The following is a 1254-nucleotide window of genomic DNA, read 5'->3' on the forward strand; positions in this document are numbered from 1 at the left end:
TTGTAAATGGGCGAATTGTCTGCCCATTTTTTATTGACTACCCAAATTTCTTAACGAGTTTGGTCGTTAAAGCGAATTTCTAATCGCACCTGCCAATAAGTCTATTTCCCTTTTCACATCTTCAGTTAGGTCAAAACCAATATTGATCCTAAAACAATCGTTGTAGAGGGGAAGCGTGCTAAACAGCTGACCCAATCGAATGTCGATTTTATGTTTCTCAATCAACGCCGTGAATCTTTCGAGGTTGAGTTTTGGGACTTGTAACCACAGTACCATTCCTCCTTGCGGTTGGCTTATGTTAACCCCGCTTGGCAAACGTTCGGATAAGTAGTTGAGATAAGACTGCCTTAAACTAAGCAGTTTGGTTCTTCGACGCTTTAGTTGCTTGGCGTAGTTACCCGATTCAATAAAGTCAGCCACTGCAAGTTGAATAGGCAGTGATACACCAAAGCATGATGCGGAATGTTGCTGGCGATAGCTGTCTGTATAGCGACCTGGCAGACACCAGCCTAAACGATAACTTGGCGATAAGCTTTTCGAAATCGAACCGCACCAGAGTATGTAGCCATTTGAATCATAATACTTGGCAGGTAACGGAGTGTGCTCTGAATAGGACAGTTCTAGATATACGTCATCTTCGATCATTGGCACTTGGTAACGATTGGCAAGCTCGGCAAGTTGCTGCTTTTGCTGAGCAGTCATAGTGATACCTTGTGGATTCATATGTGACGTACAAAAGATGCCAGCCTTAACGCTCCCTGGTTGCAAATGCAATTCAAGCTGTGCAAGGTCGATTCCCTCATCGATTGATGGGATCTCGACAATCCTCCTCCCCATTTTCCCCAGTAGATCCAATATCCCACTAAAACACGGAGAGCTGATGGCTATAGCATCGCCAACTTGGGTACATGCTTCAAGGGCAGCCTTAATCGCAGGCATACAGCCAGACGTAATGACAAGGTCTTGAGGGTTGATATGAATTCCCAACTTTGAAAAACGAACGCTCAAAGCATCACACAATGACGGGTCGCCTTGAGTGTGAGGGTAATGATTCAGTCGGCTGCCCAGTCGCTTGCTTGATCGACGAAAGCTACGTTCGAGCTCGAGCAGCGCGGTGTCATCAATCGTCGTGCTGGATATCCCAAGTGGCCCGTTGTAAGGCGAGTGAATAGAGAAGCTTTGGTGTACTTGAGATACTTTGCTGACAAACTGCGTCCACTCAGGCGTGTTGTGCTTTTTACTTCGCGCAGAAAT

At 45.9% G+C, this 1254-nt stretch carries 1 protein-coding gene; it reads right to left on the reverse strand.

Annotated features, from left to right (window positions below):
• Window positions 1-66: 66 nt before the first annotated feature.
• Window positions 67-1254, reverse strand: a 1188-nt coding sequence (locus KIV40_RS26505) for a PLP-dependent aminotransferase family protein (protein ID WP_285352160.1), incomplete at its 5' end; no start/stop codon positions are given.

It is taken from the genome of Vibrio sp. D173a, assembly GCF_030248475.1.